The organism is Nonomuraea fuscirosea (genome assembly GCF_003001935.1).
Taxonomy (GTDB): Bacteria; Actinomycetota; Actinomycetes; order Streptosporangiales; family Streptosporangiaceae; genus Nonomuraea; species Nonomuraea fuscirosea.
The window spans coordinates 28143-49373 of sequence record NZ_PVNG01000031.1 but is presented as its reverse complement, the minus strand read 5'-3'; the positions used below and the strand labels follow the sequence as shown (position 1 = coordinate 49373).

Below are 21231 nucleotides of genomic sequence, written 5' to 3'. Positions count from 1 at the left end.
GCTCAGCCCGGCAGCAGGTGGCGGGCCTCGTACAGGGCCTGCCACTGGTCGCCGTGCCGCCTGCGCTCCAGGTACCTGCGCAGTTTGGCCAGATCCTCCGGGTTGTCCTTGGCGGCCGTACCGGCGAGGCAGGAGACCAGGTCGGCCGCGGTGCCCGGCTCGCCGCGCAGGAACCAGCCGCGCAGCCCGACGGCGTGGGCGACCGAGACGGCCTCCGCGGTGCTCATCACCCCCGACAGCCGGTCGGTGGCGTCGCCGCGCGCCGTCTGCCCCTGGCGCAGCTCGCGGAAGGCGGTGACCAGCACCTCCAGCACGTCGCGGCGCGGCGGCGCGCTGACGCCCGAGCGTTGGAGCAGCGCCCCCGCCTCCGCCTCCACCAGCGCCAGCTCGGTGTCGAAGTCGGCGATCGGGAAGACGGTCTCGAAGTTGAAGCGGCGCTTGAGCGCGGCGCTCATCTCGTTGACACCGCGGTCGCGGGTGTTGGCGGTGGCGATGACGGTGAAACCCTCCTGCGCGAACACCATCGACTCGGGACCGCTCAGCTCCGGTACGGCGAGCACCCGGTCCGACAGCGGTGACAGCAGGCAGTCCTGCACCTCCAGCGGGCACCGGGTGATCTCCTCGAAACGCACCACCTTGCCCTCGGCCATGCCGCGCAGCAGCGGCGCGGCCACCAGCGACCGGGTGGAGGGGCCCTCGGCCACCAGCAGCGCGTAGTTCCAGGAGTACTTGATCTGGTCTTCGGTGGTGGCCGCGCCGCCCTGGATGGTGAGCGTCGATGCGCCGCTCACGGCCGCGGCGAGCAGCTCGGACAGCAGCGACTTCGCCGTGCCCGGCTCGCCCACCAGCATCAGGCCGCGGTTGGTCGCGAGCGTCACCAGGGACCGGTCGATCAGCGAGGGATCACCCACGAACTTGCGGCTGATGCCCAGCGTCTCGTCCCCGAGGACGAAACGGCGGGCGGCCCGCAGGCTGAGCGCCCAGCCGGGCGGCCGGTCGTCGGTGTCGTGCTCGCGCAGCCTGGCCAGCTCGCCGGCGTAGCGGATCTCGGCCGGGGGCCGCTGGGCGTGTTCGTTCATCGGGCGATGTCCCTCAGCTCACGCAGGATCTCGGAGGTGGTGATCGGATCGAGGCCGTCGAGCCCCAGCTCCACCAGGGTCTGCTCGTCGGCGAAGTCGGGGTCGCCGATCACGATGCCCGGATCGAGCCCGATCGTGATGGTCCTGCCGCCGGGCACGTCCCGCTCGATCCAGCCCTGCCAGCCGGCGTCCTGCGGCGTGCCGCGCCGCCAGCCGCGCCGCTCCAGGCCGATCACCGCCCGGGTGGGGATCTTCGCGGCCTCGATCTCGGCCACCAGCGCCGGGTCCGGCTCGTACGTCTCCCTGCCGAGCTGCGGGAACGGCTGCAGGATCTCGTAGTCGGCGAACACCTCGGACCAGGCGGCCAGCTCCTCGCCCAGCTCCAGCGGATGCACCACGCCGACGAGGGCGTTCTCCGGCAACGTCAGGGTCTCGTCCTCGGCGTCGGCGAAGCTGCGGTCCTCGGCCACCCGCAGGGTGCCCGTGAGCTTGCCCGACGGGTCGTACAGGCCCCAGACGAGCCGCCGTACGATGTGCCAGAGCAGCGGATGACCGGCCAGCAGCCTGGCGAAGTCGCCGACGCTCCAGCGACGCCGGTTCACCATGGCCTGCTCCAGGCGGTGGATGGCGTCCCCCGCCACGGAGCGCACGTCCTTCTTCAGCCCGGCGAAGCGCCGGTGGGCGGCGGGCGCGAGCTCAGGATCGTCGTTGACGCCCGGCTTGGGCAGGTTCTTCAGCCGCTTGCCCGAGGCGTCGGCCACGTACGGCTTGAGCTGCTCGTCGAAGCCCACCACGAACCGCCTGCGGCCGTAGTCGAGGGTCAGGCTGCCGTCGGCGGACAGCCCGAAGTCGGGCACCAGCCGGTCGGCCAGCTCCTGCGGCGTCAGGCCGAGCCCGGCGGCGACCTCGTCCATCTTCAGCCTGGCCTGGTTCTTCAGCCCGCTGAACTTGACCTTCTCGGCGATGCCGTACAGGTGCATCAGCGCGACCTCGGAACCGATGGAGGCCAGCAGGTCCAGCCCGGCGACCGCGCGCGCGTGCCCGCCCTCGCCCGGCCAGGTCCTGATCAGCGGGGTCAGCCGCCGTACGGTCTCGTCGTCGCCGAGCAGCGCCTGCGCGTCCATCACCCAGCGCTCCTTCGACGGGTAGCCGGCCGCCTGCCAGCGCTGGAACAGCGTCCAGGCGAAGTCGGCCAGGCTGCGCCCGTCGCAGGCCTCCTTTACCAGGGCGAGCCCGGCGTAGGGGGCGCCCGGCTTGGAGATCGCCAGCATCGTCATCACGTGGCGATGCGCCTCGGGAGGCAGCGCGCCCGCGTCGCCGCGCAGGTGGATCGGGGTCATGATCGCGACCTCCGTCCACTCGGGCAGTACGGGGATCTTCGCGGGCGTCACGTCGAGCGGATCGGCCACGAGCAGGCCGGCGACCGCGGCCTCGGCGGCGGCTCCGTACCCGGCGGCGGCCTCCGCCACGGCGTCGCGATGGCCGCCCGCGACCAGCGCCGCCAGCGCCTGCTCGGCCCGGAGCCTGGCCGTGCCGGGCTGCCCGAGAGCCGCCGGGATCAGCGCCCTGGCGGCCGCTCCCGGGTGGCGGTTCAGCCAGGCCAGCGCGGTGGCGCGGACGGACTTCAGCCGGCTCAGCCAGTCGGCCATCAGCACGGCGACCTCCGGCGCCGCGACCGGCAGCAGCGACGCGGCGACCGAGCTGGGACCGCGCCGGGCGCTGTCGAGCACCATGGGCAGCGCCGCCAGTTCGAACCTGGCCAATACCCTCGGCATCCAGTCGCCCGCCCCCCACAGATCGCCAGGACGCCACTCCCCGAGCAGCGGCGCGGCCAGGTCGTCGGGCCCGGCGACGAACAGGGCGATCTCGTCGGACCAGTAGCCGTCGCGGCCCTCGGCGATCTGGCGGGCGATGTCCTTCCAGCTCCGGCGCCAGGACCGATCCCACGAACCGTCATCCGCCCGCGAACGCCAGTTGTCCTGCTCGCCCGGCGCCCACACGAGGGCCGGTGCGTCGGCGCACACCAGGCCGTTCACCACGACCGTCTTGCGCTCCTTGTGCTCACGGGTCCAGGGCGGGCTGACCAGCACCTCGGGCAGGGCCTCCGGCGGAGCGACGGCGACGGTCGCGGCGGTCGCGATCTCCTTGATGCGCTCGCCGGCCTCGCCCACCAGGTCGGGATGGGCCGCCACGTGGGTGCGTAGCAGCAGGTCCACGATCTTGCCGCCGTACTCGGGCAGGAGCCGCATCGCGCGGCGGGGGAAGCGGGCGGCCGCGCGCAGGAAGGCCGGCTGCACGTACTTCTGCTCGATGCGGTCGAGCAGCGCCCGCATCGCCGTCTCGTACGGCAGGTCGGCGAGCAGGTCCAGCAGCCGCTTCCTGCCGTCCGCACCGGAGGCCTGGTCCACCCAAACGGTCAGCAGCGGCACGGCCGCCTCGCCCATGGCGTCGACGACCGTGGCGGGCAGGGCGACGGAGTCCCCGATGTAGTGACCCCGCACCTGGCCCATGATCGGCTCGGCGTGCTCCGGCGCGCTGATGGCGGCGATCAGGCGGTGGCCGAGCTGGGGGAGGACCTGACTCACCTCGGCGCAGTCGGCCGCGACCCAGCCGGTCTCGGTGGGCGCCAGGTAGGAGGCCGCCACACGGTGGTGCAGCCCGCGTTCGCGGCTCACCGCCAGCGCCGCGACGACCTCGGCGTACGCGGCGTCGGACGCGACGGCCAGCACGGCGCGGACCCGGCGTCGATCTGCCCCGTGGGACTCCAGTGGTCGGGGACCTCGCCGTCGTCCAGCCGCCGGACCACCCAGGCGTCCTCGTCGTAGACGTGATTCAGCGAGGCCAGCTCGGTCACGGCCACCGCCGCGAACACGGGGCCGCGTTCGATCAGCCAGGTGTCGGCGAACAGGTCCAGGATCGCGCTCTCGTTCCACGGCAGCAGCCCGGCCACCGCCATGGCGACCACCGCCGCGCCCAGGGGCGTGCTGTCGGGCTCTCCTGCCAGGTACGCCTCAGCCCCGGCCGCCAGCTCCCTTTCCCGGCACTTCGCCACCGTGTCGGCGAGCACTTTCCGGCGATTGTCCAGCTCGGCGGCCAGTTTCGCCGGCGCGCTCGCGTCCGGCGGCGGCACGGAGACCTTCGCTCCGCCTCGGCGGGGGTGGAGCACACGCAACCAGGCGGGCGGAAACGTCAGCCGGTTTTCGTCCTCGGCGCTACCGGCGACGACGGGTGACTTCGCCACCTGTGGCGAGGAGGTCGTCTCCGTGTAGCCCTTGCGTAACTTCTCCGCCACCAGCTTCTCCGCGGCCGTCGTCGCGGCGGCATCCGAGCCGAACGACTTGACCTGCGCCTGACCGGCCGCCCCCAGCCGCCCATACCGGATATGCAGCTCCGCGCCGTCCTGACGCACTTCCCAGAACTTGGCCGAACCTCCGCCGACGAACGTCAACGCACGCTCCACGCCCATCCCGATACCTCCACCCTGCATCCCGCCAGCTCTTGATCGACAGCGGCGAGTATGGCGCGACCGACCGACAAACTTGCACAGAACCAGATCAGGGATCGTTCGCCGGGAGCGGCCTCGGGCGGCACGAACCAAACGTCGCGACCGCCTGTCCAACAGGGCATGGCGAGGGGAGGGCCTCCATGACCGTCGGAGTGCTGATCACCGGGTTCATGGCCGTGGCGCTGACGATGACCGGCGTCCAACCGGCGAGCGCGAAGGAGCCGGACACGCTCACCACGAACGTGCGGGCCGCGGAGCCGAAACAGTGGCCGACCGTGTTCCCCGGCTGGTCAAAGCAGGACCTCGCCACACCATCACCCACTGGTCGGATCGCCGTCTACGACCTGCTGGGAAAGCTACGCAGGTACTACACCGGGGTCGGTCTGGTCAGTGGGTCGAGACTTTACCTGCGACTACTTTTCGATTGCGATTAATTACAATTAGTGACATGATGCGGCGTAGTGATCGGAAGGGAGAAGCGACGTTGCGCTGTGTGACCGCCTCGATGATGCGAACAAGGTGGCCGTGGAGTGCCGGACGACGATCGGCCGGACGATTCTCCCGCAGGCCGGGCCGAAGCGTGGATGCGTACTCGATTCGGTGTTCTTCGGCTTCATTGAGCGGGCCACATTCTGCTACGGCCCGGACGTCGACCCTGAGGGCGGCTCGCTGCGCTGGTGTAATTCGGCACGCGTTTTCTGAGCCCCAGGCCCTTTCGTGGAGGAGGTGCGGGTGTGCTGACGGGAGCCGCTTCCCGTGGACTGCCGCAGTGGTCGCGCCGGCGCAGCCCGGGGCTTGCGGCGCTCGCTGTGCTGCTGGTGCTCGGGGGTGCGCTGGCCACGGCTCTGTTGGTGAAGCGGGCGGAGGAGCGTACGTCTGTCGTCCGTGTTAGCGGGCGGGTCGGCGCCGGTCAGCCTTTCGGCAGTGGCGTGTTGCAGGAGGCGCGGATCGCCGATGATGGGGCCGCGTATTGGCCGTGGTCGCAGCGTGATCAGGTGGCGAGGGGCGTGGCGACGGTGACGGTGCTGCCGGGGACGTTGCTCACCCGTCCGATGGTGGCGGGTGGAGCGGTCGCAGGGAGGCCGGTCAGGGTAGGGCTGTCACTCAGGCCGGGCCAGGCCCCTTATGACCTGCAACGAGGGGAACGGGTGCAACTCATCCACGTCCCCGGCCGCAGGAACGGTTCCGACGGGCCGGTGGTCGTCGCGGAGGAGGCGGTGATCGACAGCGTGAGCTACAGATCCGGATCAGCCGACCAGGCCACGGTCATCGTCGACAGCGTCGTGGCGCCCATGGTCGCTGCCCACGCCGTCAGCGGCGAGATCGCCATCGCCGCCATACGCGCCCAACCCTGATAACGGAGAGTCCGAGGAGCGCCGTCGCGATGTGGTGACACCGACGACTACGCCGTCCAGGACAGTCCACCCCCGCTCTGGACTCGCGTACGGAAGATGAGCAAGGGCTTCACCGAGGACCCGTGCCGTCAGCAAGGCATGACCGCGGTCGGGTCACCGAGCGAATCACCCGGTGCGGCCCGGCGAACCGCCCGCGACGACAACCGCCCAGCCCGCCGCCGTCGTGGCGGCGATGAGCAGAGCCAGTGCGCCCAGCGTCTGTCCGTCGGGGTGAATCAGCGCCTGACCACGCACCGCCTGCCACGTCACCAGCACGATCAGCCCCGCGTACGCCGCTGCGGCCACGATCATCAGACCCGCCCGGATCCGCTCGTCACGCAGCCGGGCGACCCGGCCGGCCAGGAGCCCGAGTACCAGCGCCACGACCAGCATGACCTGCAGTCCATGCAGGCCGACGAAGTGCGGGATGCGCAGGTCGCCGCCGACCGTGCTCCAGCCGGTCAGCGGCAGCCCGGGACCGCCGTCCGGGACGCCCACGTTGTGCCGAGCGCCCAGGGGGATCGCATGCCCGGCCGCGTCCACCGCCGTCCACACCTCGCTGGACCGCGCCGGTATCCAGAACCCGAGTCCGATCCCCGCGACGACGAAAGCCAGCCCCGCGCGAATCGCCCACGTGAGCACCCGATCGCCGACCCGCTGGAAGATCAGCAGCCCGGCGAGAACGAAGTTCGCCAGCATGAGTAGTTGCACACCCACGCCGAAGATCAACGAGATGCCGTCGGTGAACGGGTCGTCCGCCTGGTTGAAATGGCTGAACGTGCCACGCGCCGCCTGCACCACGACGACGCCGACGTCGACCATCCCGGTGACGGCCAGCAACGTCGCCATCCACCAGGTCCAGCGACTCGCCCGGTGCGGCAGCGTCAGCATCCAGGCCAGGGTGAGGCCGTACACGATGAACGACACCGCGAACTTCAGCGGCTTCCCCCAGACCGGCGCGCCGAGCAGCACCCGGTCGTCGACGACCATGCCCACGGCCGAGACGACCAGCAGCAGCACCATCGAGGCGACCATCAGCAGGAGCGGGCGGTGCAGGCGCCGGACCGGCGTACGCACGGGCTCGAGAACCTCGGACATCGGCACGCCCTTTCCAGCGAAAGCCGCCACGGAGGAACAGCCCCAACGGTAGAAATCGACCCGCTTCCGCCCCACCCCGACGACCCCCCCAACCAGGGGACGGCCAGCCCTCCCACAGGCGGTAGGGCCAGCCGTACCAAGAGGTCCGGTTGATAGATCGAGCAGGTGCCCGACGGCGCTGACGGCCTGATGGCGAGACGGTGACCCTGGAGGATGGGACGCTTGGAGCGCGCGTACCTGGTTCGGGCCCGATGAGGCCGAGGAGTTCGAGGCCGCTAAGGATCTGCTGGTTCGGCGGTGGGTCGCCTGGGCGGAGGAGCGCGGGCAGTCGGTCGCCAACGCCCTTGAGGTGTCGGCCCTGCTGGGCACCGGCGAGGACCGCCTGACCGTCCGCAGCGCCACCGATCTGCCGCAGCTCAACTTGCTGCTCGCCGGGGCCAGGAAGCTGCGCCTGACCCGCATCAGCAAGGGCCGGCTCCTCCGCGTGCCAAAGCGGCGCCGTTGCTGCGCGACCCGGAGGCGCTGTGGCGGCGCGCGTTCGAGGTGCTGCCGGAGCTGGGCCAGGTGGTCACCATGCCCGTCGCGACGTGGCGGCCCGAGCCCGTTCCGGCAGAGGTCTTCGACGAGATCCTGCCGGACGTGCTCACACCATTGGCGGGCTGGACGAGATGCCGGTGATCCGGCTTGAAGAGACGGTGTGGCTGGCCTGCCAGGAGTACTTCGTCCTCGACCAGGAGGACGACCGCCTGCGCGATTTCTGGCGCCGCGAGGCCGCCCGGGACCTGGCGCGCATGTTCGAGGTCCTGTCCGACCTCGGAGCCGTGGAGCTCACCCGCGGCCCCGCCGACCCCCTCTACACGAGCGACCTCGACCACGACGACCAGCTCTTGCCGCCGGACGCGGTCGAACGCCTGCGCACCGCCCTCGCCGAACCCGACCTCCCGCTGGTCCGCCTCACCCCGCTCGGCGTGCGCGGCGTCCGCGAACGCCTCCTCGCCGAGGGCCGCGACGCTCCCCTCCTCGGCGAACTGGCCACCGCCCCGCTGGCCGAGCTGCTGGGGGTGCTCGCCCAGCACTATCCGCCGGAGGACGCCGTCGCGGAGCTCCGGGGGTGGCTGGCCCGGCCGGGGCAGGACCTCGAGAGGCTGCTGCAGGCCGTGCGGGACTGCCCGTTCCGTACGTGGGCCGGGGCGATGCTGCGCGTGCTGGCCGACGCCCTTCCCCCCGAACGGCGGCTGCTGCACGACCTGCGTCACGACCCGGTCCTCGGCCCCGTCGTGTGGACGCAGCTCATCGAGGCCGGGAAGCTGGAGCCCGGGCCGTTGAGTGAGCGGGAGAACCTGCTGATGGGGGCGGAGAGCTTCCTGTCGGTGCTGGAGCTCACGGGGCCTGAGGGGCTGGTCGAGCAGCTCAAGAGGATGGGGGGCGGAGACCCGTCCGAGTTCGTCGAGGCGATCCTGGCCTCGGGGCACCCTGATGTCGTGGGATTGCGGGAGCTACGCGAGCTGGTGGCCGAGCCGCTCCGCAGGACCGCCCGCCATCCCCTCCGCCTCGTCCCCACCCGGCCGCCGGGAGCCCGGGGCCGCCGGAAGAAGCGCAAGCGCTGAAGCGTGCTCGGCCGGGCGTGGGGCCCTCCCGATCTTCTAGGCCGCAGGCCGGAACCGGGCTTTCAGCAGGGTGACGCCGACGATGTCCGGAGTGAAGTCCTCGTGGGCCAGCGCCTTGCGATGGATGCTCACCCGCCAGAGCGTGTCCCGCCGGCCCAGGTCGAACTCCTCGCCGTAGGTCGTGTCGCCGTCGTAGTCGCTCAGGGCGCACACTCTTCCGGACGCGAAACGTACGTCTCCGGACCAGGTACGGTCCCAGGCATCGAGTGGTGGCGGCTGCCCGTTCCAGAGCTCGTACTTGATCAGACAGCGCTCGCTTCGCCGCTCGTTGATCGCGATCGCGTTCTCGCCCGCGTTGATCCACCCTCCAGGGTCGATGTCGTCAACGCCGGGCCCAGCGGCACCCGCAGAACCGAGTGCGCGTTTAGGCGTTCGGGTCCCAATCTGCGAGCAGTTTCATCGGCTCGGGGTCGCCGATGGTCTCCAGATCGTCGAGCGGGACACGTGCGTAGAAGTAGAGGACCAGTTCGCTCGCCGCACCTCGCATCACCATGTCGCCCGGCTCCGCGTCGGCGGTGAGGTCGTCACAGCGGACGCCGAAGGCGTTCAGGGTCAGGCGCCAGGAGCGGCCCTCGGTCGCGTGCAGGTCGATGGTCGCCGGCTTGAACGGCCAGGGGACGGTCGTCGCCGCGACGGTCGTCAGGAACTCGTCGACGCCCTCGACCGCGACGTCCGCCGGCAGCGGCTGCTCGGTCCCCTGAGCGAGCTGGGCGTCATACGTGTGGACGGCGATCTCCTGGATCTGGTGCCGGGCCACGGCTCCGCTGGTCTCCGGGGCCTGCGAGCGGCCCCACCAGGTCCAGCAGCCGCGGTCCGGGCCGGCCTCGCGCATCGCGTCGAGCATGAGCTCGGTCGACTCGGCGAGCCAGGCGTCCAGGGCTTCGCGATCGCGCGGCGCGGTCGGGGCCCCCTTCGGGTCAGTCTTCGCCGGGGGTTGAGCGCCCGGGCCCGCCGCGACGATGGCGGCCTGGCGGCGGCGCCCGTCACCGAGGTGCTGCGCCAGCTCGCGGAGCGTCCAACCCGGGCAGGTCGGAACCTGGACGTCAAGGTCGGAGGCGGACGCGATCGCGGCGCGGAACGCGGCCGAGCGGTCCTCGATCAGCCGCAGGACCTCGGGGAGCTCCAAGATGTTTCGCACCTCGGTTGTCTATCACGGTGCTCGGGGCACCATGCACCTGGCCAGGGCGTTACGCGCCACGCCCAGGCTGTTGGCGATCTCTCTGACCGGAAAGGCCTGCATACCCGGCTCAACTCCATGATCAAGGCGCTATCGTCCAGGTCGAATCGGCAAAGTCGGTCATGCCTTGGGGGCTCGAAAACGTGATCGCTGCCAGTCGTGTCGCCTGTTATCGGGTGTCAGCCTTTTCGGTGTGGTCGACGATTGCCGCGATGGCCAGGTCCCAGAGTTCTCGTGGCGGTTGTTGATGCCCGGCGCCGGGGAGGGGGACCAGCCGCGCGCCGGGGATCTCGGCGGCGAGGGCTCGGCCATGCTCCAGGGGGAACATCGGGTCGGTGGTGCCGTGCAGGACCAGGGTGGGGGCGGTGATCTGGTCGAGCCGGAAACCAGTCGGGGTGTCGTCGTCGAGGACGAAATGGTTGGTCATCGAGGCGGCCATGTCCCGGGTTCGATCGACCTCCTGGGCGGCGAGCCGCCGGTAGCGCGGCTCGTCGAACCCGAGGCTTCCCGCGTACGGCCGTTCCACTTCGACCCGATAAGCCACCACCGCGTCCCGGTCGGTCCAGTCGGGCTCGGGTCCAGGGTCGGTGAACGTGGCCATCACCTGTGGCCTCGGCGGTGGGAGCCCGCGATCGTGCGCGGCCGGGACGACGGGGCTGGTCGAGGCCAGGCACAAGGTGCTCACCCGTTCGGCGTGTTCAAGCGCGATGCGCTGGGCGATGCCGCCTCCCATCGACAGCCCGACCACGTGCGCGCGGCCCACTCCCAGGGCGTCCAGGATGCGCAGCGGGTCGGTGGTCAGATCGTAGGCGGTGTACGACGGCCGTCCTGGCGGCGAGCCGGCCGACCGGCCGGTGTCGCGGTGGTCGTAACGCACGACCTGGCGACCCGCCTCGGCGAGCCTGGTGCAGAACTCCTCTTCCCACCAGATCATCGACTGTGCTCCGCCGGCGATCAGCAACACGGTGGCATCGGCCGGGACGCCGAACGCCTCGTAGCACAGGTCTGTCCCGTCGATGGTGATCGTCTGCTCGGTCATGGTGCGATTCTCCTGGTCATGGTGGGCCGGGCGCTGGTGGGTGGGCCGCCGCCGACGACCTGGCTCACCATGAGGAGGATCAGGCCCCACCTCCGCACCCTTCGGAGGTTCGACGGGAGCGTCATGACGTTGACCTTTCAGAGGGACCGGAGTGGGCCGGAGCGGGAAGGGGCCGGATCGTCAGGAAGCGGGTTCCTCCTGGAAGGCACGTACCTCGACCCTGCTGCGCAGCGCCCGCGAGACCTGCTTGGCCCATTCGATCGCGACGTCGTCGTTCTCGGCCTCTATGATCCAGAAACCGCCGAGGTACTCCTTGGCCTCGATGGAGGGGCCCGGTGTGAGGACGGGGCCGTCGCCGGAGTAGTCCACCGTGATCGCCGTCGACGGCGGCTGCAGGCCTCCAGCGGACACGAACGCGCCCGCCTCATGAAGCGCGGTGTTGAACGCTTCGACCGCGGCGATCACTTCCGCCAGCTCCGCGGGATCCATGCCCTCCATCGTCGGCTCCTCGGCGGAGTCGTGGGGGAGGCTCAGAAAGTAGTTCGTCATGGTTGTCTCCTCGTTCATGCTCTGGATGGTGACTTCGAGCGTCGCGGCCGGCGACCGCTGTCTGAACGTTAGAAGGGCGCTTCTCGGCGACGCATCGGTCATCGTTACCGGCGTCCGGGAGACCGATGACTGGCGTCGGCCACCACGCGGCTACTTGCCCGGCTCGCCGGCAGCGGGCTCGACGAGGTCGGTCAGCTCGGCGCGGCCGGTGACGCCGAGTTTCGGGTACGCCTTGTAGAGGTGGTGGCCGACGGTCCGTGGGCTGAGGAACAGCTGCGCGGCGATCTCCTTGTTCGTGTGACCGGTGGCGGCCAGCCGTACGACCTGCAGTTCCTGCGGGGTCAGCAGGGTGAGCGGACCGCCGCGCCGAGGCTCGTCGCCCCGCTCGCCGAAGGCGGCCAACTCGCCGCGTGCACGCTCGGCCCAGAGCCCCGCGCCGAGGCGCTCGAACACGGTCACCGCCGCCTAGATGGGCGCGGGCCTCGGTACGGCGGCGCCGGCGGCGCAGCCACTCGCCGTACACCAGCTGGGTACGGGCGCGCTCATAGGAGCCGCCGTGCCGCTCATGGAGCCGCAGCGCCTCGGTGTACAGCGCGTCGGCGTCGCCGTCGCCGGCCAGCAAGGCCCGGCAGCGCAGGGCGAGCCCGGTGGCGACCGGGCGGTCGACGTGCTCCGCCCAATGGCAGAACGCCGCCAGCGGCCCCTCGGCGCGATCCGGCATGCCGCCGCGTACGGCTGCTTCCACCAGATCCGGCACCGCCCTGATCAGCAGGTCGCGGCTCGCAGGACCCTGGGACACTCGTTCGAGCCGTTCGAACGCCTCCCCGAACCGCCGGGCGGAGAGGTCGAGCATGCCGAGACCCCAGGCCGCGATCTCGGCGTTGACCCGGTGCCGGACCCGGGCGCGCGGGAGCACCTCCTCGGCGAGAGCCCGGCAGCGTGCCTCGTCACCCGCCACGGCGTGCAACCACACCTCCACCGACCGGTGCGCCAGGCTCTCGGTCGTGTTCCCGAGTTCGTCGCTCACGGACGCGCCTTCCGCCACGCACGCGCGGGCGTCCGCGAACTCGCCGCGGAACAGCCGCGCCACCGCGAGCACGTTCAGGGTGTACGGGATCCACCCCAGCGCCCCGCCGGCCCGTACCTCGGCCAGCATGTCCTCGGCCTCGGCGATGACTTCGTCGTCGTCCGCGATCATGAGCCCGCCGAACCCGGCCGTGATGCGATGAGTCAGGTGGTTCGCGCCGCCGCGGGTGGCGGTGTACAGATCGCGCATCGGGCCGACGGCCAGCTCCGGACGTCCGGCGAAGAGCTCCGCCCACCCGAGCAGGGCGGCGACGACAGGCGGCCAATCGTCCGGCGGGGTGAACCCGCGCATCAGATCCGCCGCACGCCGCAGGACATCGTGTGCGGCTCCGTGCCGGGCGGCGTGCGCGGCCTCGTACAGGGTGAGCGCGGCGCGCTCCGGATCGGTGTCGCACACCAACGCGGCGGCTTCGATCGTCAGCTCCGCATCGGCCCGTGGTGAGGTGCGTTCGTACTCCACGGCGCCACGGGTGTAGATGGCCGCGGCCCGGACGCCGGGGTCGGTGGTGAGCGAGAGCGCTTCCGCCGCCAGCCGGGCGGCGCGGTCGGCCTTGCCGGCATCGAACGCGGCCTGGCCGGCCCGGGCGATCCGCCGGGCCTTCAGCTCCCGGTCGGGACTGAGCCGGCCGGCTCGGTCGTAGGCGGCGGACATCGCCATCGCGCCGCCCCGGTGCCAGGCCCGCTCCGCCGCCCCTTCCAGTTCCGCGGCCACGGCCTCGTCAGGGGCAGTCGTGGCGGCGGCGAGGTGCCAGGCCCGGCGGTCGGCATCAGCGTCCGAGCGCAGCGCCTCGGCGTACGCGCGATGCACCTCGATCCGCCGCTGCAGCGGCGCGTCCTGGTAGGCGGCCGCCCTGACCAGAGGGTGGCGGAACGTGATCCGATCGTCGATCCAGACCAGGCGGTCGCGTTCGGCGGGAGCCAGGTCGCCCGCGGTGCCACCGAGGGATTCGATCACCTGCAGGATCGTCGTCAGCGGCGCCGCCATGTCGGCCGCCGCCACCACAAGCGCACGTTGGGTGGGGTCGGGAAGCCCTGCGATCTGGTGGCGGAACGTCTCCTGTACGCGGCGGGGCACCGGCAGCGGGCCGACCTGCTCGGCCGGACCGGCTCCGTCGGCATCGTTCGCCGCGAGCCGCGACGACCCGAGCTCGATGATCGCCAGGGGATTTCCGCCGGACTCCGCGAGGACCCGGGCCCGCACCGGTTCGACGAGTTCCGGCGCGTGGTCGCCGAGCAGCCGGGCGGCATCGGGCGCGCCGAGGCCTGACAGGTCCATGACCTCGACGCCGGCGATGTCGAACGGCATCGACGTCTCGCGTACCGCGAAAAGCATCGCGATCGGGTCGGCCACGAAGCGACGGGCCGCGAACAGCAGCGCCTCCACGGAACCCTGGTCGAGCCACTGCAGGTCATCGACCACGCACAGCAGCGGGCCACCATCGGCCAGATCAGCGAGCAACGACAGGGTGCCGGCGGAGATCAGGAATCGGTTGGCCTCATCCCCCTCTGACAGGCCGAAGGCGCGACGCAGCGCCCTGGCCTGGGGCGCGGGGAGGGCGTCCAACCGATCAAGGTGCGGGAACAAGAGCTGGTGCAGGCCGCCGTAAGCCAGCTCGGAGTCGGACTCGACCCCTGCCCCGCGGACCACGCGCATGCCACCTTCGGCTTCGGCGATCGACACGGCGTGGTCGAGAAGAACCGATTTCCCGATGCCCGCCGCGCCCCGCAGAGCCAGGGCGCCGCTGCGTTCTTGGCGCGCATCTGCCAGCAGGCCTTGAATCCGCGCTCGCTCGACCTCCCTGCCCACCAGTGACATTCGTCGCTCCTACGTCAAGCCGCTGCCGCGAGTGTGGTGCAGAAAGGTCATCAGGTGTGGGCGCTCGTCCCGGGTGGGAGGCGTATCGGTTCGTCGCGTCATCGCGAGGAGTTTCTCGCAGCTCGGAAGGGGTGTCGAGTCAGTAATGAGCGGGACTTTCTGTCGGTAACGTCCCGCGGAGTGGTCTGGTTCGGCTCTCTGTGTGCGGCTCTGACGGTTCCGACTGTGCCGTCATCAGTTCGCTTAACGTGTCCTGTCTCGCTTGATGGTTGACGCTCCGGCCTCGATGCAGTCGTACAACAGCCGGCCCCGTCAGGCCCCTCCGAGTAGGCGTCGTACGTTGCGTCCAGCATCGGCGGGCCGTGGCACTCGTCGGGAGTGCCACAGCCGATGCAGGTTGTCTGCATCAGGCGCTACCTCCGACGGCGGTAGCTAAGATCTTCTGTTGTGAGCGAGAGGCCTTAGATGAGCGCACTCGCGTGGGCAGCGGCCTGGAAGTCGTGATCGACTCGACAGCGGGGACTGTTGACCTTCATCCGGCCTTTGGGCATGCTCTCGACCTGTTGAGCACGCTGAACGAGGTCATCAGAGCGGTGAGAATCGCTCAGCAAATCAAGGAGCGTGTGGGAGCACTCGAAGAACTCCCCGCCGAGGTGGACACCTTCAGCAGGGAGGTGATCGAACTTCTTGAGCTGATGGTCTATCGGGAGTCGGTCGGAGTGGTTTCCCGGGGAAACGTCCACCTGCGCTCCATCTCCATGAACTCTCCGCTCACGCTGGAGCTGGTAACCACGGGTGCCGGGAGCGCCGGCGTGATCTCCGCGGTTGTGTATCTGTTCAGGAACCCGGACAAGATCGGCTCGTGTGATAGAAAGCAGTGGCTCGATCGCGACAGTCGGTGCTTGTTATCTGGGGCTTACCTCGGGAAAACGCCTTCAAGGTCCTCCCCCGTATGTCCCCAAGACGCTGTCCTACGGCTGCATACGGGTGCCTTCGGCGACCTATCAAGGGTCTGGAAAGCAGAAAACCTGCGGCAGAGAAACCGCAGGTCAGAAGCCAAAACACCTGGTCGAGATGTGTGCCCCCGGCAGGATTCGAACCTGCGGCACCCGCTTTAGGAGAGTGGTGGCGACTCCGTTCGTTCTAGTGGTTTGACCTGCATGGATAGTCAGACCTGCCCGTCCATGGTCCAAGATCATCCCTCGTATGTCCCCGACTCGCCGAAGGAGCCATTGCTGAGAAGATCTGTCAGCAGCCTCGAAGAAAGGGTGCAAGAACGTTAATGACTTGCCCAGATGATAGATAACTTCCCATCGTGTGGAAGTCCAGTGGGCTGATTCTGACCTCGGCGTGGTGATCGACCGGAAATCGGTCGCCTAGCCGGCGTGGCACGGCCACCAGATCGCCAACGTCGGCAAGGTTGATCCACTGACTAACGCCAGAGGGCTTGTCGCCGAGCTGATCGATCGGTTGTGGCTCCAGGAGATCGAAGATAGCGCCGGGAAGTCCCAGCGGAGAACCAAGCGTGACAAGGCAGTCGACCTTGAGATCGTCGTGGTGGTGTAGAGCCTCGTACGCGACGACCGAGCCCAAGGAATGCGCGAGGAGAACCGAGGGGCGATGGGTGCGTACGGCCTCTGCCACGGCGGTGCGGGCCGCTTCACGAGAGGCCGGGACATGCAAGTAGCTGTGCGCCTCACGCGCGAGCGCGATGGCGATGCGGAAGAGCACAGTGGAATTCACTCTGCGTCGGCGGGCGATCCAGTCCAGCATCTGCCGGATGGGCATGGTCGCGAGACCCTGCAGTTCGGGCGGCGTCGGTGCCGCCAGCACAATGAGCCAGGCGGTGACGACAGCCTGCTCTCCAGCACTGAGGTCCTCCAGCCTCCCGGGATCACCCTGGGCATCGGCTCTTGTAAGCCTGTCCGCATAGTAGGCGACTTGCAGGTGCGGCACCTCCGCGGTTGACAGCCCTGCCGAGGAGAACCCCGCCTGCAGTTTCGGCTGCCAGATCTGGGCGAGCTCGTCTGCAGCCTCCTCGCGGGACCTGCCGGCACGCAGGTTGAAGATTCCATGGACCACGACGATGTTCATCAGCCTGACCTTCCGATGCCCGGACGTTCCTTGAGGGTGAAGACGTGGTAGAGCGGGAGCTTCCGCCAGCGGCCGCCATCGATGTCTGGGACACTAATCTCGAACTCGCCAGGCTCCAGATCGATGAGGTCGAATCCCTCGGGCTCAAGCCTCTGGGCGACCAGATGCCGCAGATGGCGTGGCGACTCGTGCATGTCGGCCGAGGGGATGCTCATCTCCCAATTGGCTGGCTCTCCTGCCATCCAGGATTCCCAAGTCTGCAGGTCCCAGGCATTAGCCTCCGGACCTGAACTAAGAATCTCACCTGGGAACCAAGAAAGGACATGCGTCAAGCTAACCCCGCCGGTCGCCGCGTCAGGAGATACCCGGTCGCTCCAGTCCAGCGCAGCCACATCCGACCAAGAGCTCGCGATGATGCCCGTGCTGTGAGCTACAACCCGCGATGGCGTGTAGGGAAGGTGCACAGGCGGACCGATTTCCTCTCCCGTTTCGGCATCCCAGACATGAACGGTGTGGGCCGCATGACCGTTAGTCACGAGGCGAATCTTGCCATCGACAATTGAGACACCTGCCGTGGTCAATCCTCTGGGCGCATCATCGATGTGACCTCTGAGAATGCCCTCCACTGGGTCCCAAACCTCGATTCGTCCGGTCTCATCCTGAGTGATCACGGAAAGTTCGGGACCGTCATCGGAACAAGTAAGGACTCTGCGATCAGGATCATTTTCGAATAGGATCTGGTGTGGGGCGGTCAAATCATCGAGGGACCAGACCCGCACGACGGAATCAGCAAATGTCGCGAGGAGCATGAGCGGAGAACTGCCCCTGGTAAAGCTGAAACCGGTGGCCTCCCGGGCATTGCCTTCCAGAAATCCTAGATGACGCCATTCACCGTCTGCGATAAGCCAGAGGTCGATGTTGCCATCAGCGCTGCCCACGACAGCCAGCGCTCCAGAGTCGTACGCTGCGAGACCCAGCGCCGTGACCGAGAGCTGAGGATCGATGGAGGCAAGATGGTACCCGCCCACGACGTCATAAAGATCCAGCCCCTCCTCAGCCGTGGCGGTGAGGGCCAAGAGCTCACTGCCGACCACTGCGACTGCGGTGTGAGAGGCCTGTCCTAGACCGAGGAGCTCGGCCAACTCGGCACCCGTCTCGATATCCCAGGCCTTGACGGTCACGGGACGAGTCGAAACAGCGACGGCCACCTCACGATCCAAGAAGCACGTGATGAACAGGGTGGTGCCGCGGCCCAAGAGCCCGGGCCAGGGGACGAGGTCGAGGTCCCACACTCGGACGTATCCGTCCTCGTGGGCGGTCACCGCCATACGGACGTCGCCGACTCGGACGATGTCCGCCTCCACGAGATCTCGCTTGGGTGCCGGGATAACGTCAGATGCAGCTGCCCCACCGGTTCCTTCGCCGCGTGATGCCAAGGCGTTGCGAGCTCGACTAACCCCCTCGACGACTCGGACGAACTCCCCGAGTACTGGCACGACTCGAAAGCCTCTATCGTACGGTTCTAGTCGGTAGAGCAACTTATCCTCTTCACTGATTCGAACGGATCCGTTCCAACCTCCTTCGATGATGATCGGCCTGGTGTCCAGAATCCCCAAGGAAGGGGGAGTATCTTCATCGTTCTGGACGTCCTCCGGTGCGCCGAAAACACACCTCAGTTGCACGTATTCGTCATTGACTGGCGCTGAACAGGCCAGAGAAGTGACTGGAGCCCTCTCACCGGATTCCTGGACATCGAGCCGGTCAAAGCTGTTACTGGTCACTCCGATCACGCTGATTGTGCCATCCATGTGCCCAGCGAGAAACACGGATGAATCAAGCTCGCGGGCCGGCGCCAGTGCCGTCACATCCGTGCCCGGGAGCGGCGCGCGAGCTCCGATGCTTCCTGTACCAACGTCGATCATTACGGCCAGGCGGTCCGCTCCGTATGAGATGACCTTGGCTTCTCCTTGGACCTCGACGACCACGAGGTGTTGGACACCGCCTTCGTGAACGTCCGGCAAAAGATATCTTTGTCGGCCGTCGTCGTGCAGGGAATCCCAAGCTTGAATGGAGCCGTCCGCGCCACCGATGAGCGCGATCGCGGTGTCGTCGCACTCCGCAATTGCGACGGTGGTCGGCCGGGTGTCGAGCTTCCCGAGACAAGCTGTCATGCCCGTGGGCGTGTTGTCAGTTGACCACCGGATGGAGAGCACAGGGGCCTCATCGCGGAGGACGGCGTCCAAATGGCGCGCCACCGCAAGCCCACCACAGCGCACCAAATCTAGTTGCAGGGACTGGTCGTGGATCTTGGAGGGGACATGCCTAACGAAGGGACGTAGCGCGCGGGCGACCCGACGAGCGCTTCGGGATGTTGCCTTGGGGAGTTGTTCAAGTGTGCCTGTCGCGACCTGAAGGAACCGGGGATCCAGGAGAAGCCTGTCGATTGTGCCTGAGTTGCCTGTCGCGACAGCATGATCGAGCGCATGAGCCTGAAGGTATGGGGGTGCTACGTCCCACCTGTAGACGAAGCCATCCGCCTCCCTCTCTGTGGGGACTGTGGACATGAGCTGAGCAAACAATCGGGCGAGCGACGAGTCATCTCGGAAGTAATCGGTGAGGCTTTGGTGGAAGAAGTTGTAGAGCCGTCGTCCTCCGGCATCAACGTGTGTTCGCAGATAGAATGCGGCGGACTCCAGCGCGTCACGTACGTCTTCCAGCGTAGGCCCATGGAACGAATTGACGGGTATGAACGCTTTCGTGGCAACGTGCACTAGGTCTAGGGGCATGCCCTGCCCCATTCCACTGGCCACCGCGGTCATGATGAGACGCAACCATGGTTGTCTCGCTTCCAGCGGTTCCAACTGAAGGTTAAGCATGGCGGGGAGGTCGCGTGGGATCTGTATAACTGCGGTAGCCGCGTCCAGAGGCGACCGCATGCCAAGATGGCTCGCATAAAGGGTGGCTAGGAGGTGGCCCCCCGTGTAACGGCCGGTAACAAGCTCGGCCGCCACAGCATGCGCGACCGATTCTCTGCTGTCCTCAATCGAGTAGCCGGGCGACAGAGCCAGGACGTTCGAAAAGTATTGAGCAAGGTCTTTGGCTCGGGAACTCCTGACGCTCGCGGCAGAGCCCTCGGCCAGGTCCAGACAGAGGAGAGCCGCGCCCGCCCAGCGCGCGAGTTCGCCGAACTGGTCCCACCAAGGGCGGACACCCGCCATAATGCGGAACGCCGGACGCCCATCCTCTCGTTCCGCTCGAAGCAGTCGCGCTAGTACTCGGTTGACCAGCGTCTCGCCATCGATCGACTCGTCGATGGCATCTATCACGACGATGACCGGCTCGGCCAAACCAGTTGCCTTCTCGATGAGCCGCTCGAGAGAGTCGTTTGATTGCAACCCGGCGGATCCTTTCCTTATCCGGTCAAGTTGCGAGTGGAGCGAGTCTACGACCTGTTCTGCCGTCCGTTGGCGGGCGTGAACGCCGACGAGAGTGGGATACCTCCGCCGCGGATGCAGCTCGGAGGGCACTCGGCTCAGTACGGGAAGACTCAACGGCTGCAGACTCGGATGAGCCAACCAGACTGTCACACCGATCAGCGCGGATTTCCCGGCGCCGGGCTCTCCGGTTACGACCAGCACGCGCTCTTCGCTCTCCAGCCAGTCTCGGATACGGGTCAGCTCGCTGGCCCGGCCAGTGAAGAAGCAGCCAGACAGACCCGTCCCCCAGGACGGGACTCCCGCAGCCTTGGTGAGGAAATGTTCCAGATCGAACGCGGCGTCGAACTCCGAGGCAATGTCTGTCAGGGCTATGTTGAGTCGCGGACGCAGACGGCCGGCCGGGTTAGCGCTGTACGCGGGGTTCACAAAGAACGGAGGAGGCGTGACCGAGGCCGCGAGCTTTGGGCTGTGAATGACGGTCGGCACATAGCCTTGGTTATCGTCCAGGCGTGCAAGTTCCTGAGATATCTGCTGAGCCACCGTCTCCAGGGGGATGTTACGCACTGCAGGAGATAGGTCCCAGTGCCCTCTCCGCAGAAGGTCGATCGCCCGTCCAGCCGCTCGGGTGAAGCGCGCGCCGTAAGTTCTCTCGTCGTCCGCGCAGGCAGCGATGATCCACGCTCGTCGCTCCTGCTCCCGGATTCCCTGAACCAGCTGATAGGCCGCAGCTTGGCCTCCTCCGCACACGTCGAGCATAAACAGCACGGGAGGGGCACCTGAGGTGTGCTCTACCTCGTCGAGCCAGCTGTTGAGGTGGATCGTTGTGGCTGGCACCGATCCGGACCTACTGTCCCAAACGGGTAGATATAACGTGGAACCCATCCGGAGGCCATGACCAGCAAAGTGGAAGACTACTGGCTCGTCTGAAGGGCCTGAGAGAAGAGTTCGCCAGCAGGCCTCAAGCTGCCCCTTCGTGGCATTGAGGAGAACGGTTTCCACACGTACTCCGTCAAGTCTCTCGAACGACGCGGAGAGCTGACGCAGGGCAGGGTCGATGGACGACAATGCGCCAAACCCTTGGTTCGCGGTTGGATCACCTTCCTCCCGAGGAGACTCTTCGAATGAACTAGCACCTGCCAGCACTACTCGGACCATTGGAGCTCCAGATCCCAGGACATCGTCCCAGCGCGTGCCCCCCGCATGGGACGCCTCTGAGACTAAGGAAAATTAAGCCCCGCGCATACGTGAAGCAAGGCAGCAGAAAGAGTTCTCCCAACGCCCGCTGTAGGA

At 68.1% G+C, this 21231-nt stretch carries 16 protein-coding genes; 5 read left to right on the top strand and 11 right to left on the bottom strand.

Going from position 1 to position 21231, the window contains the following annotated elements:
• Nucleotides 1-2: 2 nt before the first annotated feature.
• Genes B0I32_RS49380 through B0I32_RS59250 form a run of 3 tightly spaced genes read right to left on the bottom strand, consistent with a single transcriptional unit; the run spans nucleotide 3 to nucleotide 4545 of the window.
• Nucleotides 3-1079: an ATP-binding protein gene (locus tag B0I32_RS49380; RefSeq protein WP_106251642.1), complete on the bottom strand. Its 1077-nt coding sequence runs from the start codon at nucleotides 1077-1079 to the stop codon at nucleotides 3-5.
• Nucleotides 1076-3808: a DUF4132 domain-containing protein gene (locus B0I32_RS49375; RefSeq protein ID WP_219912420.1), complete on the bottom strand. Its 2733-nt coding sequence runs from the start codon at nucleotides 3806-3808 to the stop codon at nucleotides 1076-1078. Before B0I32_RS49375 ends, B0I32_RS49380 begins: the two co-directional genes overlap by 4 nt.
• Nucleotides 3751-4545 (bottom strand): WGR domain-containing protein, encoded by a 795-nt coding sequence (locus B0I32_RS59250; protein WP_219912419.1) that lies wholly within the window; start codon nucleotides 4543-4545, stop codon nucleotides 3751-3753. Before B0I32_RS59250 ends, B0I32_RS49375 begins: the two co-directional genes overlap by 58 nt.
• 179 nt (nucleotides 4546-4724) lie before the next feature.
• On the opposite strand from B0I32_RS59250, the gene B0I32_RS49370 reads away from it, so the two are divergent.
• Both B0I32_RS49370 and B0I32_RS49360 read left to right on the top strand, forming a co-directional pair.
• Nucleotides 4725-5018 carry a hypothetical protein gene (locus tag B0I32_RS49370; protein WP_106251641.1) on the top strand — a complete coding sequence of 98 codons (294 nt, stop codon included), beginning with the start codon at nucleotides 4725-4727 and terminating at the stop codon, nucleotides 5016-5018.
• 300 nt (nucleotides 5019-5318) lie between these two features.
• The gene (locus tag B0I32_RS49360; protein WP_245956638.1) at nucleotides 5319-5939 is read left to right on the top strand and encodes a hypothetical protein; all 621 of its coding nucleotides are present in this window, start codon (nucleotides 5319-5321) and stop codon (nucleotides 5937-5939) included.
• A gap of 165 nt (nucleotides 5940-6104) precedes the next feature.
• On the opposite strand, the gene B0I32_RS49355 is transcribed toward B0I32_RS49360, so the two are convergent.
• Nucleotides 6105-7076: a hypothetical protein gene (locus B0I32_RS49355; protein WP_106251636.1), complete on the bottom strand. Its 972-nt coding sequence runs from the start codon at nucleotides 7074-7076 to the stop codon at nucleotides 6105-6107.
• Nucleotides 7077-7577: 501 nt separating this feature from the next.
• Here B0I32_RS49355 and B0I32_RS58425 point away from each other — a divergent pair.
• Together B0I32_RS58425 and B0I32_RS49350 are read left to right on the top strand one after the other, a co-directional pair.
• On the top strand, nucleotides 7578-7754 hold the full coding sequence (locus tag B0I32_RS58425) for a hypothetical protein (protein WP_181308646.1): 177 nt from the start codon (nucleotides 7578-7580) through the stop codon (nucleotides 7752-7754).
• Complete coding sequence (locus B0I32_RS49350; RefSeq protein ID WP_146178598.1) at nucleotides 7751-8683, top strand: hypothetical protein; 933 nt, start codon at nucleotides 7751-7753, stop codon at nucleotides 8681-8683. Before B0I32_RS58425 ends, B0I32_RS49350 begins: the two co-directional genes overlap by 4 nt.
• A 36-nt stretch (nucleotides 8684-8719) precedes the next feature.
• Here B0I32_RS49350 and B0I32_RS58420 read toward each other — a convergent pair whose 3' ends face one another.
• The 5 genes from B0I32_RS58420 to B0I32_RS49330 all read right to left on the bottom strand — a co-directional run bounded on the left by B0I32_RS58420 (nucleotide 8720) and on the right by B0I32_RS49330 (nucleotide 14410).
• Nucleotides 8720-8896: a hypothetical protein gene (locus B0I32_RS58420; protein WP_181308644.1), complete on the bottom strand. Its 177-nt coding sequence runs from the start codon at nucleotides 8894-8896 to the stop codon at nucleotides 8720-8722.
• Nucleotides 8897-9107: 211 nt separating this feature from the next.
• The gene (locus tag B0I32_RS49345; RefSeq protein ID WP_106251633.1) at nucleotides 9108-9881 is read right to left on the bottom strand and encodes a maleylpyruvate isomerase family mycothiol-dependent enzyme; all 774 of its coding nucleotides are present in this window, start codon (nucleotides 9879-9881) and stop codon (nucleotides 9108-9110) included.
• Nucleotides 9882-10089: 208 nt separating this feature from the next.
• The gene (locus B0I32_RS49340; protein ID WP_106251631.1) at nucleotides 10090-10959 is read right to left on the bottom strand and encodes an alpha/beta fold hydrolase; all 870 of its coding nucleotides are present in this window, start codon (nucleotides 10957-10959) and stop codon (nucleotides 10090-10092) included.
• A gap of 180 nt (nucleotides 10960-11139) precedes the next feature.
• Nucleotides 11140-11448, bottom strand: coding sequence for a YciI family protein (locus B0I32_RS49335; RefSeq protein WP_219912418.1), 309 nt, complete (start codon nucleotides 11446-11448; stop codon nucleotides 11140-11142).
• Nucleotides 11384-14410 (bottom strand): ATP-binding protein, encoded by a 3027-nt coding sequence (locus tag B0I32_RS49330; RefSeq protein WP_219912417.1) that lies wholly within the window; start codon nucleotides 14408-14410, stop codon nucleotides 11384-11386. The genes B0I32_RS49335 and B0I32_RS49330 overlap by 65 nt, the downstream gene beginning before the upstream one ends.
• Nucleotides 14411-14889: 479 nt before the next feature.
• On the opposite strand from B0I32_RS49330, the gene B0I32_RS57010 reads away from it, so the two are divergent.
• Nucleotides 14890-15528, top strand: a complete 639-nt coding sequence (locus B0I32_RS57010; RefSeq protein WP_146178597.1) for a hypothetical protein — start codon at nucleotides 14890-14892, stop codon at nucleotides 15526-15528.
• A gap of 130 nt (nucleotides 15529-15658) precedes the next feature.
• Here the strand turns inward: B0I32_RS57010 and B0I32_RS49320 are convergent, their stop codons facing one another.
• Both B0I32_RS49320 and B0I32_RS57005 read right to left on the bottom strand, forming a co-directional pair.
• Nucleotides 15659-16504, bottom strand: a complete 846-nt coding sequence (locus B0I32_RS49320; protein WP_219912416.1) for a hypothetical protein — start codon at nucleotides 16502-16504, stop codon at nucleotides 15659-15661.
• Entirely contained in the window at nucleotides 16504-20775 is a 4272-nt protein-coding gene (locus tag B0I32_RS57005; protein ID WP_146178596.1) for a P-loop domain-containing protein, read from the bottom strand. Before B0I32_RS57005 ends, B0I32_RS49320 begins: the two co-directional genes overlap by 1 nt.
• Between the last annotated feature and the right edge of the window lie 456 nt (nucleotides 20776-21231).

Excerpts from the sequence above, each read along its gene's own strand:
- B0I32_RS49335 (WP_219912418.1), bottom strand. The coding sequence starts at position 11,448 with ATGGATCCCGCGGAGCTGGCGGAAGTGATCGCCGCGGTCGAAGCGTTC.
- B0I32_RS49330 (WP_219912417.1), bottom strand. The coding sequence starts at position 14,410 with ATGTCACTGGTGGGCAGGGAGGTCGAGCGAGCGCGGATTCAAGGCCTG.
- B0I32_RS49320 (WP_219912416.1), bottom strand. The coding sequence starts at position 16,504 with ATGAACATCGTCGTGGTCCATGGAATCTTCAACCTGCGTGCCGGCAGG.
- B0I32_RS49355 (WP_106251636.1), bottom strand. The coding sequence starts at position 7,076 with ATGTCCGAGGTTCTCGAGCCCGTGCGTACGCCGGTCCGGCGCCTGCAC.
- B0I32_RS49340 (WP_106251631.1), bottom strand. The coding sequence starts at position 10,959 with ATGACCGAGCAGACGATCACCATCGACGGGACAGACCTGTGCTACGAG.
- B0I32_RS49370 (WP_106251641.1), top strand. The coding sequence starts at position 4,725 with ATGACCGTCGGAGTGCTGATCACCGGGTTCATGGCCGTGGCGCTGACG.
- B0I32_RS59250 (WP_219912419.1), bottom strand. The coding sequence starts at position 4,545 with ATGGGCGTGGAGCGTGCGTTGACGTTCGTCGGCGGAGGTTCGGCCAAG.
- B0I32_RS49380 (WP_106251642.1), bottom strand. The coding sequence starts at position 1,079 with ATGAACGAACACGCCCAGCGGCCCCCGGCCGAGATCCGCTACGCCGGC.